This window comes from Nocardioides phosphati (assembly GCF_014646375.1).
GTDB classification, from domain to species: Bacteria; Actinomycetota; Actinomycetes; order Propionibacteriales; family Nocardioidaceae; genus Nocardioides; species Nocardioides phosphati.
This window is the reverse complement of the sequence record NZ_BMNI01000006.1, coordinates 128,357-147,187: the sequence shown is the minus strand read 5'-3', so window position 1 is coordinate 147,187 and position 18,831 is coordinate 128,357. Positions and strand designations below refer to the sequence as shown.

General features: G+C 72.4%; 26 protein-coding genes and 1 pseudogene. 12 read left to right on the top strand and 15 right to left on the bottom strand.

Annotated elements, in window-relative coordinates; genetic code table 11:
• Positions 1 to 7: 7 nt before the first annotated feature.
• Together cobA and cobT are read right to left on the bottom strand one after the other, a co-directional pair.
• On the bottom strand, positions 8 to 1,234 hold the full coding sequence (gene cobA / locus IEX47_RS12890; protein ID WP_188784406.1) for a uroporphyrinogen-III C-methyltransferase: 1,227 nt from the start codon (positions 1,232 to 1,234) through the stop codon (positions 8 to 10).
• The gene (gene cobT, locus IEX47_RS12885; RefSeq protein ID WP_229662850.1) at positions 1,234 to 2,301 is read right to left on the bottom strand and encodes a nicotinate-nucleotide--dimethylbenzimidazole phosphoribosyltransferase; all 1,068 of its coding nucleotides are present in this window, start codon (positions 2,299 to 2,301) and stop codon (positions 1,234 to 1,236) included. Before cobT ends, cobA begins: the two co-directional genes overlap by 1 nt.
• A 78-nt stretch (positions 2,302 to 2,379) precedes the next feature.
• Here cobT and IEX47_RS12880 point away from each other — a divergent pair, with 78 nt between their 5' ends.
• Entirely contained in the window at positions 2,380 to 2,907 is a 528-nt protein-coding gene (locus IEX47_RS12880; protein ID WP_188784404.1) for a YbhB/YbcL family Raf kinase inhibitor-like protein, read from the top strand.
• A gap of 3 nt (positions 2,908 to 2,910) precedes the next feature.
• Here the strand turns inward: IEX47_RS12880 and IEX47_RS12875 are convergent, their stop codons facing one another.
• Both IEX47_RS12875 and IEX47_RS12870 read right to left on the bottom strand, forming a co-directional pair.
• Positions 2,911 to 3,567: an FMN reductase gene (locus IEX47_RS12875; protein ID WP_188784403.1), complete on the bottom strand. Its 657-nt coding sequence runs from the start codon at positions 3,565 to 3,567 to the stop codon at positions 2,911 to 2,913.
• Positions 3,564 to 4,706 carry an LLM class flavin-dependent oxidoreductase gene (locus IEX47_RS12870; protein ID WP_188784455.1) on the bottom strand — a complete coding sequence of 381 codons (1,143 nt, stop codon included), beginning with the start codon at positions 4,704 to 4,706 and terminating at the stop codon, positions 3,564 to 3,566. The genes IEX47_RS12875 and IEX47_RS12870 overlap by 4 nt, the downstream gene beginning before the upstream one ends.
• Before the next feature lie 83 nt (positions 4,707 to 4,789).
• On the opposite strand from IEX47_RS12870, the gene IEX47_RS17995 reads away from it, so the two are divergent.
• Genes IEX47_RS17995 through IEX47_RS12860 form a run of 3 tightly spaced genes read left to right on the top strand, consistent with a single transcriptional unit; the run spans position 4,790 to position 6,329 of the window.
• Positions 4,790 to 5,122: a hypothetical protein gene (locus IEX47_RS17995; RefSeq protein ID WP_229662849.1), complete on the top strand. Its 333-nt coding sequence runs from the start codon at positions 4,790 to 4,792 to the stop codon at positions 5,120 to 5,122.
• Positions 5,044 to 5,391, top strand: coding sequence for a DUF2238 domain-containing protein (locus tag IEX47_RS17990; RefSeq protein WP_229662848.1), 348 nt, complete (start codon positions 5,044 to 5,046; stop codon positions 5,389 to 5,391). The genes IEX47_RS17995 and IEX47_RS17990 overlap by 79 nt, the downstream gene beginning before the upstream one ends.
• Positions 5,388 to 6,329: an alpha/beta hydrolase gene (locus IEX47_RS12860; protein WP_188784402.1), complete on the top strand. Its 942-nt coding sequence runs from the start codon at positions 5,388 to 5,390 to the stop codon at positions 6,327 to 6,329. The genes IEX47_RS17990 and IEX47_RS12860 overlap by 4 nt, the downstream gene beginning before the upstream one ends.
• 39 nt (positions 6,330 to 6,368) lie before the next feature.
• Here the strand turns inward: IEX47_RS12860 and IEX47_RS12855 are convergent, their stop codons facing one another.
• The 4 genes and pseudogenes from IEX47_RS12855 to IEX47_RS12840 form a co-directional block, all read right to left on the bottom strand.
• Positions 6,369 to 7,139 carry a sulfite exporter TauE/SafE family protein gene (locus IEX47_RS12855; RefSeq protein ID WP_188784401.1) on the bottom strand — a complete coding sequence of 257 codons (771 nt, stop codon included), beginning with the start codon at positions 7,137 to 7,139 and terminating at the stop codon, positions 6,369 to 6,371.
• A 29-nt stretch (positions 7,140 to 7,168) separates the two neighbouring features.
• Positions 7,169 to 8,050 (bottom strand): annotated as a pseudogene (locus IEX47_RS12850) (SPFH domain-containing protein); the annotation flags it as partial.
• Between the two features lies 1 nt (position 8,051).
• Positions 8,052 to 8,522 carry an NfeD family protein gene (locus IEX47_RS12845; protein ID WP_188784399.1) on the bottom strand — a complete coding sequence of 157 codons (471 nt, stop codon included), beginning with the start codon at positions 8,520 to 8,522 and terminating at the stop codon, positions 8,052 to 8,054.
• 78 nt (positions 8,523 to 8,600) lie between these two features.
• Positions 8,601 to 9,398, bottom strand: a complete 798-nt coding sequence (locus IEX47_RS12840; RefSeq protein ID WP_188784398.1) for an ABC transporter ATP-binding protein — start codon at positions 9,396 to 9,398, stop codon at positions 8,601 to 8,603.
• 47 nt (positions 9,399 to 9,445) lie between these two features.
• Here IEX47_RS12840 and IEX47_RS12835 point away from each other — a divergent pair, with 47 nt between their 5' ends.
• Entirely contained in the window at positions 9,446 to 10,123 is a 678-nt protein-coding gene (locus IEX47_RS12835; protein WP_188784397.1) for an Rv1486c family protein, read from the top strand.
• Positions 10,124 to 10,209: 86 nt separating this feature from the next.
• Positions 10,210 to 11,445, top strand: coding sequence for a phosphoserine phosphatase SerB (serB, locus tag IEX47_RS12830; RefSeq protein ID WP_188784396.1), 1,236 nt, complete (start codon positions 10,210 to 10,212; stop codon positions 11,443 to 11,445).
• 18 nt (positions 11,446 to 11,463) lie between these two features.
• Here the strand turns inward: serB and IEX47_RS12825 are convergent, their stop codons facing one another.
• Positions 11,464 to 11,982: a SixA phosphatase family protein gene (locus IEX47_RS12825; RefSeq protein WP_229662847.1), complete on the bottom strand. Its 519-nt coding sequence runs from the start codon at positions 11,980 to 11,982 to the stop codon at positions 11,464 to 11,466.
• Between the two features lie 4 nt (positions 11,983 to 11,986).
• Positions 11,987 to 12,202 carry a dodecin gene (locus IEX47_RS12820; RefSeq protein ID WP_188784395.1) on the bottom strand — a complete coding sequence of 72 codons (216 nt, stop codon included), beginning with the start codon at positions 12,200 to 12,202 and terminating at the stop codon, positions 11,987 to 11,989.
• Between the two features lie 97 nt (positions 12,203 to 12,299).
• On the opposite strand from IEX47_RS12820, the gene IEX47_RS12815 reads away from it, so the two are divergent.
• Positions 12,300 to 12,569 (top strand): DUF3099 domain-containing protein, encoded by a 270-nt coding sequence (locus IEX47_RS12815; protein WP_188784394.1) that lies wholly within the window; start codon positions 12,300 to 12,302, stop codon positions 12,567 to 12,569.
• Positions 12,570 to 12,589: 20 nt separating this feature from the next.
• On the top strand, positions 12,590 to 12,829 hold the full coding sequence (locus tag IEX47_RS12810) for a hypothetical protein (protein WP_188784393.1): 240 nt from the start codon (positions 12,590 to 12,592) through the stop codon (positions 12,827 to 12,829).
• Between the two features lie 3 nt (positions 12,830 to 12,832).
• Here the strand turns inward: IEX47_RS12810 and moaA are convergent, their stop codons facing one another.
• Entirely contained in the window at positions 12,833 to 13,828 is a 996-nt protein-coding gene (gene moaA / locus IEX47_RS12805; protein WP_188784392.1) for a GTP 3',8-cyclase MoaA, read from the bottom strand.
• Between the two features lie 32 nt (positions 13,829 to 13,860).
• On the opposite strand from moaA, the gene IEX47_RS12800 reads away from it, so the two are divergent.
• Positions 13,861 to 14,658, top strand: a complete 798-nt coding sequence (locus IEX47_RS12800; RefSeq protein WP_188784391.1) for an SURF1 family cytochrome oxidase biogenesis protein — start codon at positions 13,861 to 13,863, stop codon at positions 14,656 to 14,658.
• A gap of 35 nt (positions 14,659 to 14,693) precedes the next feature.
• Here IEX47_RS12800 and IEX47_RS12795 read toward each other — a convergent pair whose 3' ends face one another.
• The 3 genes from IEX47_RS12795 to IEX47_RS12785 all read right to left on the bottom strand — a co-directional run bounded on the left by IEX47_RS12795 (position 14,694) and on the right by IEX47_RS12785 (position 16,750).
• Positions 14,694 to 15,452: an SDR family oxidoreductase gene (locus tag IEX47_RS12795; RefSeq protein WP_188784390.1), complete on the bottom strand. Its 759-nt coding sequence runs from the start codon at positions 15,450 to 15,452 to the stop codon at positions 14,694 to 14,696.
• 240 nt (positions 15,453 to 15,692) lie between these two features.
• Positions 15,693 to 16,439: an SDR family oxidoreductase gene (locus IEX47_RS12790; RefSeq protein WP_188784389.1), complete on the bottom strand. Its 747-nt coding sequence runs from the start codon at positions 16,437 to 16,439 to the stop codon at positions 15,693 to 15,695.
• Positions 16,440 to 16,456: 17 nt separating this feature from the next.
• Entirely contained in the window at positions 16,457 to 16,750 is a 294-nt protein-coding gene (locus IEX47_RS12785) for a hypothetical protein (protein WP_188784388.1), read from the bottom strand.
• A gap of 37 nt (positions 16,751 to 16,787) precedes the next feature.
• Between IEX47_RS12785 and IEX47_RS12780 the strand changes: the two genes are divergently transcribed.
• From IEX47_RS12780 to IEX47_RS12770, 3 genes are all read left to right on the top strand, one after another.
• On the top strand, positions 16,788 to 17,192 hold the full coding sequence (locus IEX47_RS12780) for a hypothetical protein (RefSeq protein WP_188784387.1): 405 nt from the start codon (positions 16,788 to 16,790) through the stop codon (positions 17,190 to 17,192).
• A gap of 23 nt (positions 17,193 to 17,215) precedes the next feature.
• Positions 17,216 to 17,644 (top strand): hypothetical protein, encoded by a 429-nt coding sequence (locus tag IEX47_RS12775; protein ID WP_188784386.1) that lies wholly within the window; start codon positions 17,216 to 17,218, stop codon positions 17,642 to 17,644.
• Positions 17,645 to 17,740: 96 nt separating this feature from the next.
• Complete coding sequence (locus IEX47_RS12770) at positions 17,741 to 18,058, top strand: YciI family protein (protein ID WP_188784385.1); 318 nt, start codon at positions 17,741 to 17,743, stop codon at positions 18,056 to 18,058.
• A gap of 216 nt (positions 18,059 to 18,274) precedes the next feature.
• On the opposite strand, the gene IEX47_RS12765 is transcribed toward IEX47_RS12770, so the two are convergent.
• Positions 18,275 to 18,766, bottom strand: coding sequence for a tetratricopeptide repeat protein (locus IEX47_RS12765; RefSeq protein WP_188784384.1), 492 nt, complete (start codon positions 18,764 to 18,766; stop codon positions 18,275 to 18,277).
• Between the last annotated feature and the right edge of the window lie 65 nt (positions 18,767 to 18,831).

Genomic DNA, 18,831 nt, shown 5'->3' with positions numbered 1-18,831 from the left:
ACGGGCCTCAGCGGCCGTAGTGCTCCGGGTTGGCCACCGCGACGACCTCGCCGATCACGATGATCGCCGGCGGCGTCACGCCCTCGGCCGCGATGTCGGCGGCGAGCGTGCCGAGGGTCGAGAGGACCACGCGCTCGTCGGGCATCGTGCCGTCCATGACGACGGCCACGGGCGTCTCGGCGGGGCGGCCGCCGGCGACGAGCGCGGCCGCGATCGCGGGACCGTTCTCGACCGCCATAAGCAGCACGACCGTGCCCTGCATCTGCGCGACGGCGGACCAGTTGACCAGCGAGTCGGGGTGCCCCGGCGGGATGTGGCCGGAGATCACGGTGAACTCGTGGGTCACGCCGCGGTGCGTCACCGGGATGCCGGCACGGGCCGGGACCGAGATCGACGAGGAGAGGCCCGGGATGATCGTGACCGGCACGCCGGCGGCGTTGCAGGCCTGGATCTCCTCGTAGCCACGGCCGAAGACGAAGTTGTCGCCGCCCTTGAAGCGGACGACACGCTTGCCGGCCTTCGCGCGGTCGACGATGACCTCGTTGATGAACTCCTGGCTGGCGTAGCGCCCACGCGGCAGCTTGGCCACGTCGATCAGCTCGACGTCGGGGGCCAGGTCGGCGAGGAGCTCGCGCGGCGCGAGGCGGTCGGCGACGACGACGTCGGCCGAGAGGATCGCGTTGCGGGCGGCGATGGTGACCAGGTCGGGGTCACCCGGGCCGCCGCCGACGAGCGTCACGCCCGGGGTCCGCGGGGTGTCGGAGTCCGAGCGGATCGCGGTGCCGGAGCGCATCGCCTCCATGATCTGGTCGCGCACCGCAGCCGAACGCCGCGGCTCGCGGTTGGCGAGGACGGCGACGGTCAGGCCGTCGTGACGGCCGACCGCGGGCGTCCAGGCAGTCGCCTCGGAGGCGTCGTCGGAGCGGACGCAGAAGATCCTGCGCTCCTCGGCCGCGGCAGCGACCTGGGCGTTGGTGTCGGCGTTGTCGGTCGCGGCGATGGCGTACCAGGCACCGTCGAGGTCGGCCGGCTCGAAGTCGCGGATGGTCAGGGTGATCTCGTCGGACATGCCCTCGATCGCCATCGTCGCCTCGCGGGCGACGACGTGGACGTCGGCACCGGCCGCGATCAGCGTCGGGATCCGGCGCTGGGCGACGTGGCCGCCGCCGACGACGAGGACCTTGCGGCCGGCGAGCCGCAGCCCGACGGGGTACGTCGGAACGTCGGCAGCCATCACTGGCCACCCGCCATGACGGACTCGAGGGTCGCCATCTCGTTGAGGATGCGCGCGGAGGCCTGGACGATCGGGGTGGCGAGCACCGCGCCGGTGCCCTCGCCCAGGCGCAGGTCGAGCTCGAGGAGCGGGCGCAGCGCGAGCTTCTCGAGCGCGATGCGGTGGCCCGGCTCGGCCGAGCGGTGGCCGGCGACGCAGTAGTCGATCGCGGTCGGGGCGATGCCCTGCGCGACGAGTGCGGCGGAGCCGGCGATCACGCCGTCGAGGACGACCGGGACGCCACGAGCCGCACCACCGAGGACGAAGCCCGCGATGCCGGCGTGCTCGAAGCCACCGACCTCGGCGAGCACGTCGATCGCGTCGGCTCCCTCGGCGATCCGCTCGACGGCGGACGCCACGATGCCGGTCTTGAGCGCGAGGGTCTCGTCGTCGATGCCCGTGCCGCGACCGGTCACGACGTCGGCCGCGGTGCCGGTCAGGGCGGCGATCAGGGCCGCCGACGGGGTCGTGTTGCCGATGCCCATGTCACCGGTGACCAGCAGGTCGGCGCCACCGTCGACGAGCTGGTCGGCGACGGCGATGCCTGCCTCGAGCGCCTGGATCGCCTCGTCGCGCGACATGGCCGCACCCTTGGCGAGGTCGGACGTGGCGGGACGGACCTTCTTCGACACCAGCTCGGCGCCGGGGCCCGTGCCCTCGGCGTACGGGCCGGCGACACCCATGTCGACGACGGTGACGGAGGCACCCGCGGCGCGGGAGAGGACGTTGATGGCCGCGCCACCGGCCTGGAAGACGTTGCACATCACGAAGGTGATGTCGGAGGGCCACGGCGTGACGCCCTGCGCGAGGACGCCGTGGTCGCCCGCGAAGACGCCCACAGCGGGCTTCGCCGGGACCGGCGGCGGGCAGGCGCGCGCGATGCCGGCGAGCTGGGCCGACAGCGCCTCGAGGACGCCGAGCGAGCCGGCGGGCTTCACCAGGCCGGCCTGCGCGGTCTCGGCGGCGGCGACCGCCTCCGCGTCGAGCGGCTGGATGCGGGCAATCGTGCTGCTCAGGACTTCACTCACGCCGGCCATTGTTCCGCAACACACCCTTGACCCCGACACCGTTCCACCGGCGGGGCACGTGGTCCTAGTCTCGTTCGCATGAGCCTCGACCGCCCTGTGCACCCCGATCCCTATGCGCTGCTGCCCTCCGTCCCGTCGTTCACGGTGACCAGCACCGACGTCGCCGACGGCCAGCCGCTGGACCAGGCCCAGGTCCACGCCGGCGGCAACACCTCGCCCCAGCTGAGGTGGAGCGGCGCGCCCGAGGGCACGAAGTCGTACGTCGTCAGCTGCTTCGACCCCGACGCCCCGATCGTCTCGGGCTTCTGGCACTGGGTGGTCTGTGACATCCCGGCCGACGTGACCTCGCTCGACACCGGCGCCGGCGCGGGTGACGCCTCGCTTCCCGCGGGCGCCTTCCACGTGCGCAACGACCGCGGCAGCCTCGACTTCATGGGGGCCGCTCCCCCGCAGGGCGACCAGGTCCACCGCTACTTCTTCGTGGTGACCGCCGTCGGCGAGGAGAAGCTGGGCGTCGACGCCTCCGCATCGCCTGCCGTCGTGGGCTTCAACCTGGCGTTCAAGACGCTGGGCCGCGCGATCATCACGGGCACCTACCAGTTCTGAGCGTCAGCCCCCGAGCAGCTGGTCGAAGCTGACGAAGTCCGCTGCCTCGGGGTCGAACTCGGTGCTCCCCTGCAGCTTCCGTGCCGGGGGTACGTCGGCCCGGGCCGACGGACCGTCGAGCAGCGCGACCAGCTCGGCCGCGGCGCGGTCCACACGCGCGGCCAGTCGGCTGCCCTGCTCGGAGGCGCCGTTCGAGCCGAAGTCCTCCGAGGCGGCGAAGACGCCTGTCGGCACCGGCGTCGCCTTGAGGTAGCTGAAGAGCGGCCGCAGGGCGTGCTCGAGCACCAGCGAGTGCCGGGCCGTGCCCGCCGTCGCGCCCATCAGCACGGGCTTCCCCTCGAGCGCCCCCGGCTCCAGGACGTCGAAGAACGTCTTGAAGAGCCCGGAGTAGGACGCGGAGAAGACCGGCGTCACCGCGATCACGGCATCCGCCTGCGCCACCGCCTGCACCGCCTGCGCGAGCGCACCCGAGGGGAACCCGGTCAGCAGGTTGTCCGCCAGGGCCCGGGCGTGCTCGCGCAGCTCGATGACCTCGATGCGCACGTCCTCGCCGCGCCCGACGAGCCGCTCCTCGACCGCCGCGGCGAGCTGGTCGGCCAGGATCCGCGTCGAGCTCGGGCTCGACAGCCCCGCCGACACGACCACGAGGTGACGCGTCATCGCGCGTCCTCCGCCCGGCTGCCGGTCGCGGCGTCGGCCCCGGCGTACACCGTCGCGTCGTGGGCTCCGCCGGCAGCAGCGACGCGCGCGCCGTGGGTCGGAGCGTCGGGGATGTGCGCCGGCCGGCCCTCCGCGAAGCCGGCCCGCAGGTCCGGGAGGATCTCGCCGAGCAGGTCCATCTGCTCCAGCACCGTCTTGATCGGCAGGCCGGAGTGGTCGACCAGGAAGAGCTGGCGCTGGTAGTCACCGACGTAGTCGCGGAAGCCCAGCGTGCGCTCCAGCACCTGCTGGGGCGAGCCGACCGTCAGCGGGGTCTGCGAGGAGAAGTCCTCCAGCGACGGACCGTGGCCGTAGACCGGCGAGACGTCGAAGTACGGGCGGTACTCCCGGACGGCGTCCTGGCTGTTCCTGCGCATGAAGAACTGCCCGCCGAGGCCGACGATCGCCTGGTCGGCGTCACCGTGGCCGTAGTGCTCGAACCGCTGGCGGTAGAGGCGGACCATCTGCTCGGTGTGCGAGGCCGGCCAGAAGATGTGGTTCGCGAAGAACCCGTTGCCGTAGTACGCCGCCTGCTCGGCGATCTCGGGGCTCCGGATCGAGCCGTGCCACACGAACGGAGGTACGCCGTCGAGCGGGCGCGGCGTCGAGGTGAAGCCCTGGAGGGGCGTGCGGTACTTGCCCTCCCAGTTGACGACGTCCTCGCGCCACAGCCGGTGCAGCAGGTCGTAGTTCTCGATCGCGAGCGGGATGCCGTCGCGGATGTCCTTGCCGAACCACGGGTAGACCGGGCCGGTGTTGCCGCGGCCGAGCATCAGGTCCATCCGGCCGTCGGAGACGTGCTGCAGGTAGGCGTAGTCCTCGGCCAGCCGCACCGGGTCGTTGGTCGTGATCAGCGTGGTCGCCGTGCTCACGATCAGCTTCTCGGTCTGGGCGGCGATGGCGCTGAGCAGGATCGGCGGGTTGCCCGGGGAGGCGAACGGCGGGTTGTGGTGCTCCGCGGTCGCGAAGACGTCCAACCCGATCTCCTCGGCCTTCTTCGCCAGGATGATCGTGTTCTTGATCTTCTCGTACTCGGTCGGCGTCGTGCCGTTCGTCGGGTCCGGCGTCACGTCGCCGACGGTGAAGATGCCGAGCTGCATGTCCATCACTCCTTGGTAGATGACATGTCAACCATATACCGTCCTCCCCCATTCCCTCCAGCCGGGAACCTAGACTCCAGCGCATGAGCGAGCGGCGGCCCGGCCCGCGGATCTTCCTGGCCACGGCCGTGCTCGTGCTGGCGGCCACGATCGCCCAGCTCGCCGTTGCGACGTTCGTGCCCGGCATCGAGCGGTTCGAGGGCAAGGCGTTCGGCGCCCGGCTGGCGGCGTACCCGGTGATGATGCTTGCCGTCCCGGCCCTGTGGTGGCTGCACCAGCGGCGCTCCGGCCTCTACTCCCCCGTGCCGTGGGCGGCCTTCACTCTCGTGATGGTGCCGTGCTGGTCGACGTCACCGGCAACACGCTCGACCTCTACGACACCGTCGTGTGGTGGGACGACCTCAACCACTTCATGAACTGGATCCCGCTGAGCGCCGGCATCGGCCTGCTGCTGACCACCGGCATCACGCGAGGCTGGCAGGTGGTGCTCCTGGTGGCCGGGATCGGGGCACTGCTGGCCATCGGGTGGGAGCTCGGCGAGTGGTACACCTTCATCCGCCGGGGCACCGAGCTCGATACCGCCTACGAGGACACCCTCGGCGACGAGGCACTGGGAACGCTCGGAGGCTTCGTCGCGGGTCTGCTCCTCGTGCTGCGCCGTCGCCTGACAGACTCCCCCGCATGACGCAGACCGACGTCCTGGGCGACCCGTACACCGCCGAGACCATCGAGCTCCCCGACGACGACGAGGGCCGTGTCGTCGCCACCCTCGTGAAGCGCCCGGCGCACGCCACGACGCGCAAGGCCGTGCTCTACGTGCACGGCTTCTGCGACTACTTCTTCCAGACCGGGTACGCCGAGTGGTGGACCGAGCGGGGCTACGACTTCTACGCGCTGGACCTGCGCAAGTACGGCCGCTCGATCCTGCCCCACCAGACGCCGAACTACGTGGCCGACCTCCGGGAGTACTGGTCCGAGCTCGACGCCGCGTGGCAGCGGATCACCGAGCGCGACGGTCATGACCACGTCGTCCTCAGCGCGCACTCCACGGGCGGGCTGACGGTGCCGCTGTGGGTGGCGGACCGGGCCGTCGCGACCGCCGGCATCGTGCTCAACTCTCCGTGGTTCGACCTGCAGGGCCCGGCGTGGATGAGGAGCTGGGGCACCTCGGTGATCCACGTGCTCGGACGCCTCGCACCGATGGCAGTCATGCCGCGCAACGTGAGCGGCACCTACGGCCAGAGCCTCCACCGCACCCTCGCGGGCGAGTGGGAGTACGACCTCGGCTGGAAGCCCGCCGACTCCTTCCCCGTCCGCTTCGGCTGGATCAGCGCGATCCGCAAGGGCCACGCCCGCCTCCAGGCGGGCCTCGGCCTGACCGTGCCGGTCCTCGTGCTCGCCTCGGCACGCTCGGGCTCGTCGCCCGTGGTGGACGAGGTCGCGCTCTCGAGCGACGTCGTGCTCGACGTCGCGCAGATCGGGCGCTGGGCTCCGACGCTCGGCACGGACGTCACCGTGGTGTCGATCGACGGTGGGCTCCACGACCTGGCCCTGTCGCGGCCCGAACCCCGGGGCCGCTTCTACGACGAGCTCGGTCGCTGGCTCGACGCTCACGTCGACTGAGCTGGCTGCGCCCGGCCGGGTTGGCCGAGCGGGCTGCGGTCAGGCGAAGAGGAAGCGCACCAGGGCGATGGTGCCGACGACCACGATCAGGGCGCGCAGGGCGGGCGCCGGGAGGCGGCGGCCCCACGAGGCCCCGAGCTGGCCACCGATGGTCGCGCCGACCGCGATGAGCGCGACGACGAGCCAGTCGATCGAGCCGAAGGCGGCGATCACGAAGACGGCGCCTGCGACGCCGTTGCCGAGGGCGGCGAGGACGTTCTTGACGCCGTTGAGCCGCTGGAGGGTGTCGTCGACACCGGCGCCGAGCACAGCCATGCAGAGCACACCCTGCGCGGCGCCGAAGTAGCCGCAGTAGACACCGACGCCGAGGATCGCGGGCCACACCCAGCCCGCGCCGTTCGCCGGGAGGCCACCGAGCCGCTCGTGGCGGCGCGCGACGGCGCGCGAGATGCGGGGCTGCAGGACGACGAGGACCAGGCCGAGCAGGACGAGCACCGGCACGATCGCCCGGAACGCCGCCGACGGCAGCACCAGGAGCAGCAACGCTCCGGCGGTCGCGCCGATCAGCGTCGCGGAGGCCAGGCGCATCACCCGCTCGCGCTGCCCGGCGAGCTCGCGGCGGTAGCCGATGGCGCCCGAGACGGACCCGGGGACCAGGCCGATGGCATTGGAGATGTTGGCGGTCACCGGGGGGACGCCGAACGCGAGGAGGGTCGGGAACGTCACCAGCGTCCCCGACCCCACCACGGTGTTGATCGTGCCGGCGGCGACCCCCGCGAGGAGGATCGCCGCCATCTCGAGCGGGCTCACGCCTTCTGGTCGCCCTCCGGCGCGAGCCGGCCCAGGCCGTCGAGCGCCTTGCTGAACTCGCTCGGCAGGATCCAGACCTTGTTGGCCGAGCCCTCGGCCAGCTTCGGCATCGCCTGGAGGTACTGGTAGGCCAGCAGCTTCTGGTCGGGGTTGCCGTCATGGATCGCCTGGAAGACCTGGGCGATCGCCTGGGCCTCACCCTGCGCACGGAGGATCGCAGCCTCGCGGTCACCCTCGGCCGTCAGGATCTGCGACGCCTTGGCGCCCTCGGCGGTCAGGATCGCGGACTGCTTGTTGCCCTCGGCGGTGAGGATCGCGGACTGGCGCTCACCCTCGGCCGTGAGGATCGCGGCGCGCTTGGAGCGCTCCGCGCGCATCTGCTGCTCCATCGCGTCGGAGATCGAGGCCGGCGGGTCGATGCCCTTGAGCTCGACACGGTTGACGCGGATGCCCCACTTGCCGGTGGCGCCGTCGAGCTCGCCACGCAGGCCGGTGTTGATCTGGTCGCGCGAGGTGAGCGCGTGCTCCAGCGTCATGCCACCGATGATGTTGCGGAGCGTCGTCATGGTGAGCTGCTCGATCGCCTGGATGTAGTTGGCGATCTCGTACGTCGCGGCGACCGGGTCATTGACCTGGAAGTAGATGACGGTGTCGATGGACACGGTCAGGTTGTCCTCGGTGATGACCGGCTGCGGCGGGAACGAGACGACGTTCTCCCGCAGGTCGATCATGTAGCGCACGTTGTCGATGAACGGCACCACCATGTTGAGGCCGGCCGGCAACGTCGCGTGGTACTTGCCGAACCGCTCCACGATCCCCGCGAACGCCTGCGGCACGATCCGGACGGTCTTCACGAGGAAGACCACCACCAGGATCAGGCCGAGCGCGAGGATGACTCCTACGGCTTCCATCTCACTCCCCCATTTCTTCCGGGCCCTCAACAGTCGGGCGAACGACGGCTGTCGCACCCCGGATCTCGATCACGTCGACCGGCTGGCCGGGCTCGAGCACGACGCCCGCGGCAGCCGTCGCCGTCCACGTCTCGCCGTCGAGCCGGACAGCGCCCCGCTCGTGCGCGGCGATGCGCGACGTGACGACCGCGCGCATGCCGACGTAACGGTCCTTGCCCAGGGGCGTCTCGGGCGAGCTGTGCAGCCGGCGCAGCAGCGCGGGGCGCACCAGGCCGAGCGCAGCGACGGCCGCGACTGCAGCGATCACGCACTGCAGCACCCCGCCGGCCCCCGCGAGCGCGGCGACGACGCCTGCCAGCGCGCCGGCCGCGAGCATCAGCAGGACGAAGTCCATGCTCGCGATCTCGGCGGCGGCCAGCACGAACGCGAGGGCCAGCCAGGCCTCCCACGCATGGTCCCGGATCCATTCCATGGCCGGAATCTATCGGGAACCACCAACGAATTGACACCGATCTCCCCAGGCCCCGCTCCCGGGCCGGGAAACGGCTGGTCAGCCGAGGTGGCGGTGCGAACGGCGCGCCTGCCAGCGGCCGTCCTCGTGGGTCACCCGCAGCGGCATCCCGAACGTCGCCGACAGGACGCTGTCGGTGATCACCTCGTCGATCGGGCCCGCCGCCATGACCCGCCCGTCCTTGAGGACGAGTGCGTGCGTGAAGCCGGGCGGGATCTCCTCGACGTGGTGGCTGACGAGCACGGTCGCCGGCGACGACTCGTCGTACGCCAGGACCGCGAGGGTCGAGACGAGGTCCTCGCGGCCGCCGAGGTCGAGGCCGGCGCCGGGCTCGTCGAGCAGGAGCAGCTCGGGGTCGGTCATCAGCGCGCGGGCGATCTGCACGCGCTTGCGCTCACCCTCGCTGAGGGTGCCGAAGGTGCGGTCCATGAAGCCACCGCAGCCGAGCTCGCTGAGCAGTGCCTCGGCCTGCGCGTGGTCCATCTCGTCGTACTCCTCGCGCCAGCGCCCCACCACGCCGTACGCCGCGGAGACGACGAGGTCGCGCACGGTCTCGCCGCGCGGGATCCGCTCGGCGAGGACCGCGCTCGTGAGGCCGATGCGCGGACGGAGGTCGAAGACGTCGACGGCGCCGAGCACCTCGCCGAGGATGCCGGCGACGCCGGACGTCGGGTGCATCTGCGCGGAGGCGACGGACATGAGAGTGGTCTTGCCCGCACCGTTGGGGCCGAGGAGGACCCAGCGTTCGCCCTCGCGGACGGTCCAGTTCACGTTGTCCAGCAGCAGGGCGTCACCCCGGCGGACGGTCACATCGGCGAACTCGATCACGGCGGACATGGGGACGACCCTATACAGGCGGCAGGCAGCGCCTAACCTTGCCCGTCGTGACCCTCTCCGACGCTGCGATCCTCTGCTGGTGGTGGAGCGCCTGGCGCCGCGGCGACGCCTCGCTCGACGACGCCGTGGACGCGCTCGACGGCTTCCACCAGTTCGTGGGGCTCCCGGGTCACCGCGAACCCGTCGGCCCAGTCTTCGCCTTCGCGGCACTGCGCGACCTCGGCGCCACGAGCGCCGGACTCGCCCTGCCCGACGACGGCGACCCGCTCGGCCTCGGCGGTCCTGCCGACTTCAACAAGGCGGCACTGGAGGCCCGGGAGGGCGTCGTCCTCGCCGGCGCCGGAGCGGGCCTGGTCCCCCACCGTGCGGGCCACGGCGTCACGTGGACGCTGCTGCCCGCCCAGCGGCGCCAGCTCCCCGACCTCGGCGAGGCCGACCGCGGCCTGCGGCTCGCCCTCGCGCAGACGGCCCACGCCTTCGACGGGCGCAACCTCGGCCACGACCACCCCGACCTCGCCGACGCCCTGCTCGACCTGCGCCGGCGCGACCCCCTCCCCGCTCCCCCCGGTACGCCGGCCGCGTCGGTCGAGCTCGCCGCCCGCGGCCTGCAGGCATTCGGGATCGCCACACTGGCGCCGCTGGAGGAGCTGCGCCCGCTCGCGGCCGCCGCCCGCCGGGCACTCGTCGCCGCCTGCTCTCCCGAGGTCTGGCCGCCCGGAGCCTGAGCCGCCACACCGCGGACTCGCCAGGACCGCCCGGGTCCTGATCGCGGCCACCTCGTGGGCCCACGGAGCGATAGCCTTCCGCCGTCATGACTGAAGCCAGCACCAGCCCCTCCGGCGCAGCCCCCGAGACCCTGCTGATCACGCTCATGGGCGAGGACCGCCCCGGCGTGACCTCGAGCGTCTTCGACACGCTCGCCGGCGCGGGCGTGACCGTCGTCGATCTCGAGCAGATCGTGCTCCGCGGGCGTCTCGTGCTCGGCGTACTCGTGACGGCGCCGCGCGACGCGCGCCGGCTCCGGGCCAGCCTCGAGTCGACGGCGGCCGCCCTCGGCATGCAGGTCTCGATCGAGCGGGGCACCGGCGACAACGCCGCGCGTCCCGACGGGCGCAGCCTCGTCACGCTCATCGGCGGACCGCTCAAGGCATCGGCCGTGGCCGGCGTCTCCGGCCGCATCGCCGACCTCGGCGCCAACATCGACCGGATCCAGCGGATGGCGCGCTACCCCGTCACCGCGATCGAGCTCCAGGTCTCCGGCGTCCCGACCGACGTGCTCCGCACCGAGCTGGTCAAGGAGTCGCGCAAGCGCGGCGTCGACGTCGCCGTCCAGGAGGCCTCGCTGCTGCGCCGCGGCGCCCGCCTCATCGTCATGGACGTCGACTCCACACTGGTCCAGGGCGAGGTCATCGAGATGCTCGCCGCCCACGCGGGCTGCGAGGCCGAGGTGGCCCGGGTGACCGAGGCCGCCATGCGCGGCGAGCTCGACTTCGAGCAGTCGCTGCGCGAGCGGGTCGCCCTGCTCGAGGGGCTCGACGCCTCCGCGCTCAACAAGGTCTACGACGAGGTCCAGCTCAACCCGGGTGCGCGCACCATGGTCCGCACGCTGAAGCGCCTGGGCTACCGCTTCGCGATGGTCTCGGGCGGCTTCTCCGCGGTCACCGACCGGATCGCCGCGGACCTCGGCTTCGACTACGCCCGCGCCAACGACCTCGAGGTCGTCGACGGCAAGCTCACCGGCCGCGTCATCGGCGCGGTCGTCGACCGGGCCGGCAAGGCCGCAGCGCTGCGTGAGTTCGCTGCCGAGCTCGGCATCGACGAGAAGTCCGTGATCGCGATCGGCGACGGCGCCAACGACCTCGACATGCTCAACGCCGCCGGCCTGGGCATCGCCTACAACGCCAAGCCGGTTGTGCAGGAGGCCGCCGACACGGCGGTCAACGTGCCGTACCTCGACACGATCATGTACCTCCTCGGCATCAGCCGCGAGGAGATCGTCGCCGCCGACGCGGCCGCGGGCATCGTGACGCCCGAACCGCTCGTCTGACCCTGCCCGGCAGCCGGATCAGCGGCCGGGGCGGAACGCCGTGAGGGCGCCGTAGCCCTCGCTCACGCGCGCCCACTCCACGTCGAACGTCAGGACCGCTGCGGACGCAGGCGGGAAGTCGCTGGCCAGCCGGGTGGTCTGCTCGGCTGCGCCCGTGCCGTCGGAGAGGACCTGCGCGAGGAAGTGGATCGTCGGGTTGTGCCCGAGCACCAGCAGGGTCGCGGCATCGGTTGCTGCGAAGCGGATCAGGTCGAGCGCCGTGTCCGGCCCCGCGGCGTACAGCCCGTCGTCGTACGCCGGCTGGAGCTGCCAGCCGGCGGCGTCGGCGAGCGCGGCCCACGTCTCGCGCGTGCGTCGCGCGCCGGAGACCAGCGCTGCGTCGGGCGTGATGCCCTGGTCGCGCAGCCACTCGCCGAGGACGCCGGCGGCCTCCGTGCCGGCCGGCGTCAGCGCGCGCTCGACGTCGGATGCGGCCCAGGACTCGGCCTGGGCGTGACGGACGAGGACCAGCGTGCGGGTGATCGCCGGGTCGCTCACTGGGTCACTCGTCGTCCTCGAGGCGGAAGCCGACCTTGAGGGAGACCTGGAAGTGGTCGACCTGGCCGTCGATGACGTGGCCACGGACCTGCGTGACCTCGAACCAGTCGACGTGGCGCAGCGTCTTGCTGGCCCGCTCGACGCCGTTGCGGATCGCCTGGTCGATGCCCTCGGGGGACGTGCCGACGAGCTCGGAGATGCGGTACGTGCGACTGGACATGGGCGGCCTCCAGGGCTGTGTCGAGATGATGGGGACGACCCTCGTGGCCGTCGACCCGGCCAGCCTAGCGACGCCGGCCGCGACGTAGGCTGGAGGCATGTCGGAACCGGTCAGGATCACCTCGGCGCCGATCTCGCCGGCCGACGAGATGGCAGGCCGGATGCGCCGCTACATCATCGCGATGACGATCCGCACGGTCTGCTTCATCGGCGCCATCGTCTTCCGCGACACGTGGGCGATGTGGGTGCTGCTCGTCGGTGCCGTCTTCCTGCCGTACGTCGCCGTGGTGCTCGCCAACGCGGTCAACCGGCGTGACGACGCCCCGATGGCGACCGTGCTCGACCCGACGCACATGCTCGAGCGCTGAGCCGGGATACTGGAGCCCTCATGGACTCCCCCGACATCCCGCTGACCTGCTCCGCGAAGGGCTGCGCCGCCGACGCTGCGTGGGCGCTCCGCTGGAACAACCCGAAGATCCACACGCCCGACCGCCGCAAGGCGTGGCTCGCCTGCGAGGAGCACAAGGCGTCGCTGACGGACTTCCTCGGCGCCCGCGGCTTCCTGCGCGAGACCGAGCCGATCGCCGACTTCGTCCCCGAGACACCCGCGTCGCCGGCAGGCGCGTAGGCCTCAGCCGCCGATCGCGCTCATCGGGCGATCGGGCTGGAGGAACGTCGGGTCCTCGATGCCGTGGCCGGGAGCCTTGCCGACCATCGCCGTGACCCAGCGATCGGCGATCTCCTCGTCGGTGGCGCCGGCACGCAGCGCGTCACGCAGGTCGGACTCCTGCCGCGCGAAGAGGCAGTTGCGGACCTGGCCGTCAGCGGTGAGCCGGACCCGGTCGCAGTCGCCGCAGAAGGGCCGGCTCACGCTGGCGATCACGCCGACCGTGCCCACCCCGCCGTCGACACTCCACAGCTCGGCCGGTGCGCTGCCGCGCGGCTCGCTCGCCGGCACCAGGTCGTACGCCGCGGCGAGGCGCTCGAGGATCTCCTCGGCGGTCACCATCTGGTCGCGCTGCCACGCGTGCTGGGCGTCGAGCGGCATCTGCTCGATGAAGCGGAGCTCGTAGCCGCGCTCGAGGCACCAGCCGAGCAGCTCGACGGCCTGGTCGTCGTTGACGCCGCGCAGCAGCACGGCGTTGACCTTGATCGGGCCAAGACCGGCCGCCTGCGCCGCCTCGAGGCCCGCGACGACGTCCTTGAGCCGGTCGCGACGGGTGATCGTGGCGAACGTGTCGGCGCGCACGGTGTCGAGCGAGACGTTGATGCGCGCGAGCCCGGCCTCGGCCAGTGCCCCGGCGACGCGGGCCAGGCCCAGCGCGTTGGTCGTCAGGCTCACCTCGGGCGCGGGGGCGAGCGCGGCCGTGCGCCGGACGATGTCGACCAGGCCGCGGCGTACGAGGGGCTCGCCGCCGGTGAACCGCACCTCCCGGATGCCGAGGCGCTCCACGCCGATGCGGACCAGACGGACCACCTCGTCGTCGGTGAGCACGGAGTCGTCGGGCAGCCAGTCGAGCCCCTCGGCGGGCATGCAGTACGAACAGCGCAGGTTGCAGCGGTCGGTCAGCGACACACGAAGGTCCGTGGCAACGCGACCGTGCCGGTCAGCGAGGGCCAGGGTCATGAGTCAAGGATAGGGCGGCTACCCTCGCCCCCGTGCGCTCGCTGTCGTTCCTGATCAGTCGACGATGGATCTGCTTCTTCCTCGTCGTCGTGCTGCTGGCGTATTTCGCGTGGTGGCTGGGCGAGTGGCAGTTCCACCGGCTCGAGGACCGCAAGGCCCGCAACGCCGTCGTGGAGCGCAACGAGACCGGCCCCCCGGCGTCGCTGCGCGAGGTCTTCGCGACCGACAGCGCGCTGCCGGCGTCGCGCGAGTGGCAGCGGGTCACCGCCACCGGCACCTATGACGCCGACCAGACGCTCCAGATCCGCTACCGCACCTTCGAGGGCAACGGTGGCGTCGAGGTCGTCACGCCCCTGACCACCTCGACGGGCGCGGTCCTGCTCGTCGACCGCGGCTGGCTGCAGACCGAGGGATCCACCGCGCCCGCCGCCGACGTGCCCGCTCCCCCGTCCGGCCAGGTCGTCGTCACCGGCTGGGCCCGGGTCGACGCCGGGGAGTCGTCGACGGTCGACAAGGAGAGCGGCGTGCTCTCCGCACGGGCCGTCTCCAGCACGGCGTACGCGAAGGTGACGGGGGCCGAGGTCTTCCGCGGCTGGCTGCAGCTGGAGTCCGAGTCGCCGAAGGCGACCGCGAAGCCCGCGCTGCGCCCCGGCGACCTGCCCGACCTCGGCAACGGGCCGCACTTCTTCTACGGCCTGCAGTGGTGGTTCTTCGGCATCCTCGCGGTCTTCGGCTTCGGCTACCTGGCGTACGACGAGTGGGCGGTGCTCGCGGGCCGTCGCCTGCCGCGCGACCAGCGGATCTCGAGGCGCTCCGACCAGTCGGCGTGAGCGCGGAGCGGGCTCAGGGCGCGCTCCGCGCAGGCTCAGAGTGAGCGCAGCGCTCCGCCGTCGACGGGAAGCATGACGCCCGTCAGGTAGGACGCGGCCGGGCTGAGCACGAACGCCGCGGCCCGACCGAACTCCTCCGGCTCGCCGTAGCGGCCGAGCGGGATCGTCGCGCTCGCCCGGGCACGGGCCGCGTCGGGGTCACCGCCGAGCGCGTCGAGCTCCTTGAGGCGGTCGGTGGCGATCCGGCCGGGAAGCAGCCCGTTGACGCGGATGCCGCGCGGGCCGACCTCGTCGGCGAGGTTCTTGGCGACCATCGCGAGACCGGGACGGAGGCCGTTGCTGATCGTGAGGCCGGTGATCGGCGACTTCACCGAGCTGCTGAGCACGAAGGCGATCGAGCCGCCGGCAGGCAGCGCCGCCGAGACTTCCCGGCCCAGGCGCACCGCCCCGAGGAAGACGCTCTCGAACGCCGTGGTCCACTGCTCGTCCGTGCTGCTCGCCACGGTGCCCGGCGCGGGGCCACCCACGCTCACGAGGGCGCCGTCGAGGCGGCCCCAGGTGTCCTGGGCGGCGGCGATGAGCCGCGCGGGCGCGTCGGCCTGGGCGTTGTCGGCGACGACGGCGACCGCGTGCGACCCGCCGAGCACGTCGACCGCGTGTGCAAGGCTCTCCTCGCTGCGTCCGCTCAGGACGACACGCGCCCCTTCGGCCACGAGCACCTCGGCGGTCGCCCGCCCGAGCCCGCGGGCTCCTCCGGTGACGATGAAGACGCGGTCGGCCAGCTGCAGGTCCATGCCGGTGAGCCTAGGGCGTACCTCGTCAGGGCATGGTGCGGCGCGGCGCGGGGAACCGGGAGGTGCTGGGTTGTTACATGGAGACGTTGGAGGTGGCGGCATGGCCGAGCACGAGCACGAGTGGCACCTGGCCGCCGTCGATTTCGAGGACACCGTGGTGGTGCGCGAGTACGCGTGCGCCGGCTGCCCCGAGGTGATGATCGGCGAGTAGCGCCCCGCCTCACGCGTGCGGCGGGGCGCTCACTCCTGGAAGAGCTTCCCGCGGAACGTCTTGTGCTGCGCCGCCTGCGCGAGCGGACGCACGACGAGCCGGTCGACGTTGACGTGCGGTGGCAGCCCCACGGCGAAGGCGATGCAGGCGGCGACGTCGTCAGCCACGAGTGGTCGGTCGACGCCGGCGTACACCGTGTCGGCGCGGTCGCCGTCGCCCCGGAAGCGGTTGAGGGAGAACTCCTCGGTCTGGACCATGCCCGGGGCGATCTCGACGACCCGGATCGGCTCCCCGTTGAGCTCGAGCCGCAGCGTCTCGCTGAGCGCGCTCTCGGCATGCTTGGCCGCGGTGTAGCCACCGCCGCCCTCGTAGCTGATCAGGCCGGCCGTCGAGGTCAGGTTGACGATCGTCGCATGCGGCCGAGCCCGCAGGACGGGCAGCAGCGCCTGGGTGACGCGCAGGGTGCCGAGCACGTTGACGTCGTACATCCGCTGCCAGTCGTCGAGCCGGCCCTCGGCCACCGACTCGAGGCCGAACGCCCCGCCGGCGTTGTTGACCAGCACGTCGATCTCGCCGACCTGGTCGACCAGTGTCGCGACCGACGCGTCGTCCGTGACGTCGAGCTGGACGGCGCGGCCGCCGATGGATGCGGCCAGCTCCTCCAGGCGATCGAGACGACGGGCGGCGACGATGACGTCGAGTCCGTCGGCGGCGAGACGGCGGGCAGTGGCGGCGCCGATGCCGCTGCTGGCACCGGTGACGAGGGCGGTGGTCATGCCCGCAACCTAGCCGCCTACCGGTTGACGTAGGCGAGCATGGCGACCCACAGCGCGATCGCGACGCTCACCACGAAGCAGCCGAACGGCACGACGCTCGAGCCACGGACGATGTCACGCTCCTCTGGCTCCTCCTGACGTCCGGCGTAGACGATCGCACCGATGCCGAGGGCCAGGAAGCCGACCGGCACGACGACGTACAGCAGGAGGTGGCTGGCGCCGCCGGCCGCTGCCTCCTGGACGACGAGCAGGGCCTCCACGGCGGCCAGGGCGAGCGTGAGCAGGAGGAACGTCCGGGTGTGGCGCGGCATGCCCGAAGCATGCCAGCCAGAGGGCATGATCTCGGTCATGTCTGGTCCGTGGGTCCTCGTGCTCGTCGCTGCCGCCGTCGGCCTCCTGGTGGTCCTGCGCGGGTCGAAGATCGCCGGCGCCGCGCTCCTGCTCGGCGCCGCCCTCGTCGCGGTGGGGACGGCCCACCTCTCGCTCCCCTCCCACTCCGACCGCACCCGGGCCGACCACCACCGTGGGCCGTGGGTGCTGCGCGTGACCCTCGACGAGACCGCTCCCGCAGCCCTGCCCCGGCGGCTCTCCCAGCGCTGGGTCGACGTGCCCAGCGTCGGCAGCGCCCGCCCCGACGCGCGGGGCCGGATCATCGTCCGCGGCACGCCCGGCGCCGGCTACGTGCAGATGAACGCCGTGAAGCTCGCCCTGCGCGACATGCCGCACGTCGAGTCCGTGGAGCGGCTCCGCTGAGGCCGGTGCGGCAGACTGGTCGGGTGTTCCGACAGCCGCCGCGCCCGCTGCCGCGCTGGCTCGTGCGCGTCCTCCCGTGGGTCTACCTCGCAGGCGCCCTCGCCCTCGTGCCGTGGACGCTCTACCTGGCGCTGACCCTGCCGACGAACTACGTCACCGCGCACTACCGCTGGACGTGGGTGGTCTTTGACGCCGGCCTGGCCGTCGCGCTCGGCTCGGTCGGCTGGTGCGCGTTCCGGCGCAGCCCGGCGATCATCATCGCCCTCGCCGTGGCGGCGGCCCTGCTCTTCACCGACGCATGGTTCGACGTCTCGAGCGCGCGGGGCGCCGACCACCGGCAGGCGCTACTCCTCGCGCTGCTGCTCGAGGTCCCCGGTGGCATCGTCTGCCTGCGGCTCGCCCACCGCGCGCTCTACCGGGTGCTCGATGCGATCCCCCCTCGCGAGGCGTGAGTCGCGCCCGCGTGGTTGTCGGATCGGGCTGGCGCCACTCGTCGTACGGGTGAAGGCTGCTCACCAGGGCAACCCGGGTTCACGAGGAGAAGTGCCATGCAGTTCCTGATCTCCGTCATCGACGACGGCACCGGTCGCGCCACCGCCACCGAGGACGCCGCGATCGACCGCTTCAACAGCAAGCTCCAGGACGCCGGCCAGTGGCTCTTCGCCGGTGGTCTGGGCGCGGCCGCCGGTGTCATCGACAACCGGGGCGACTCCCCCGTCGTCACCGACGGTCCGTTCGTCGAGTCGAAGGAGTACCTCGCCGGCTTCTGGATCATCACCGCCGACTCGGTCGAGGAGGCGATGGCGCTCGGCACCGAGGCGTCCGCCGCCTGTCACCGGAAGATCGAGGTGCGGCCCTTCCACTGAGGGAGGCCCACCCGCTCCGTCCTTCTGGCGCACGGTGAGGCGAAGGTGGGAGCCGGCGCGGAGCCGGCTCCCACCGACGAGCTCCTGCCGATGTGGTCGGACCACTGTTTACGGATCACGGTCGCCGCGCGGGTGGCCCGCGGGGCCCGTCCGCCCCAGGAGCGAGGCGAGGACCCAAGCGTCGGCCATCGCGCGACGCCGGGCAACCGGGATTCGCTAGTCGTCGTCCGTCAGCGCACGCGCGTACGCCGCAGCCGAGCGCTGGTAGCGCGGCAGGTGCGCGACCAGTGCCTCGATGCAGAGGCGCAGCGCCTCGTCAGGGCGCCCCGCGTCCCGGAGGGCGAGCGCGAGGAACACCGCCCGCGCGTCCCCGATCGACGGATCGGGCTCGGTCGCCTCGAGCATGGCGATCGCCTCGTCGAGCCGGCCGAGGTTGCGGAGTGTCGAGCCCTGCTGGATGTTGAGCTGCGCGAGGCGAGCGCCCGACAGGCCGCGCTCGCGCGCCGCGGCGTACAGCTCGTGGGCCTCGGCCTCGAAGCCGGTCGAGTCGTGGATCCCGCCCAGCTCGAACAGTGCGTCGGGGTCCTCGGGGCCGCGCTCGCCGGCGAGCTCACGCATGGCAGCGATCGCGGCCTCCGGGTCGTCGAGGTCGACCGTGCTCCAGAAGCTCGCGATGCGCGCTTCCCAGTCCTCCGCGTGCGCTGGCATGGAGCCACCCTACGGACGGATGCGCGCGTGACCGCCCACGCCTGTGCTCACCGGCGGGCAACAGG